2 pseudogenes are annotated in these 1,291 nt (G+C 63.1%); both read right to left on the reverse strand.

The annotated features are described in order from the left end of the window. Positions 1 to 783, reverse strand: a pseudogene (locus ACSFA3_RS23880) (integrase); the annotation flags it as partial. A 145-nt stretch (positions 784 to 928) separates the two neighbouring features. Beyond that, positions 929 to 1,291, reverse strand: a pseudogene (locus ACSFA3_RS23885) (IS66 family transposase); the annotation flags it as partial.

Raw genomic sequence — 1,291 nt, forward strand, 5'->3', positions numbered from 1 at the left:
GTGGGTTCGCAATCCGAGATCTACGAAGCACCGCACGATCGCGTATGAGCGAAGGCGAGAAGGCAGCCCAAGCGGGAAGGCATCGAGCAATCGCTCGACATCGCTGCGCGACAGCGTCTGCGGCAGCGGCGCCAAGCGCCACCGCGCCGGCGACCCAATCACCGGTAACAAATGCTCGACACGGTCGCCTTCGAAGGCTCTGAAGTGCAAGTAGCCGCGCAATGCCGTGGCGATCACGCCCCCACTGGCCGGCGACACGCGGTCGAGTTCCTGAGCAATGAATCGCCGCAGTTGCTCCGCACTCGGCGTGACCGCCGCAACCTTGCGAATTAATGCGTCCACGATCTTCAGTCGCCGAAGGCGAGTACTTCGAGCCAAGCCCCTGGCCTGTTGCATATGCTCGTCATAGCGGTGCAGTGCCTCTTCAATCGGATCGGCCCGACGTCTGTCTGTCACGATCCCGGAGTTCCCAAGAACTACTCTCAGGTGTTGCAGTGCAGCTCGAACTTGGTGGCGACAGCGATGCGCCAGGGACGGGCAAGTACAGCGTGGCAAATGCTCATCGATGAACCTCGCGATCGCGTGATCGATGTCATCCAGCGGATGACGACATCGACGAATCCATCGCGCGAAGTGCGCGAGGCAGCAGAGGTATGACCGCGCCGTGCTGGGCGCATAGCGCCGCTCGGTCAAGTAGCGCCAATAGGCAGGTACTGACGGCGCAAGTGCGCTCGAGCGAAGCCATGACGCGGCCGTCGGATGAAGGGTATCAAAAGCGTCCATGATCGTCTCCTGAGGTGGGGTTGACACCGCAGGAGACGCTTACTTTTATGCGAAGTCCAGAGCCATCCGGATGCGCCTCAGACCGCCGGGATCTGCCCTTTCGCCGATTTCGTCATGCGCGACTTCGCATAAAAGCGCACTTCGCATTACGCCGCCCGACGACGAAGGGCCGGATCGCGTTCTCCACCGGGTTGGAGTCCAACGGCCAGGAGCCGTTGTCCACGAACCGCACGAGTTTGGGCCATTGCCCATGCAGGTAGTGCAGTGCCTCGCCCAGCAAGCTCGATGGTGCAACGGCGTGCAGGTGCGTGAGCAACAGTTGCTCGATCTCGCGCACGACTGCGGCGCTGTAGCGCGAACGCAGCCGCAGCCGGCGCGCGGGCGCCCAGTCCCTGGCCAGTGCTTCTGCGCGGTACAGCTTGCCAATGAGCCGCACGAACCGGGGCGCGATCTGATCGGGCGAGCGGGCTGCCTTCGGGATGGCCTCCTCGGCCTTGATGAACGGTCG

The sequence above is a fragment of the Variovorax glucosi genome, assembly GCF_051216695.1.
In the GTDB taxonomy this organism is placed as follows: Bacteria; Pseudomonadota; Gammaproteobacteria; order Burkholderiales; family Burkholderiaceae_C; genus Variovorax.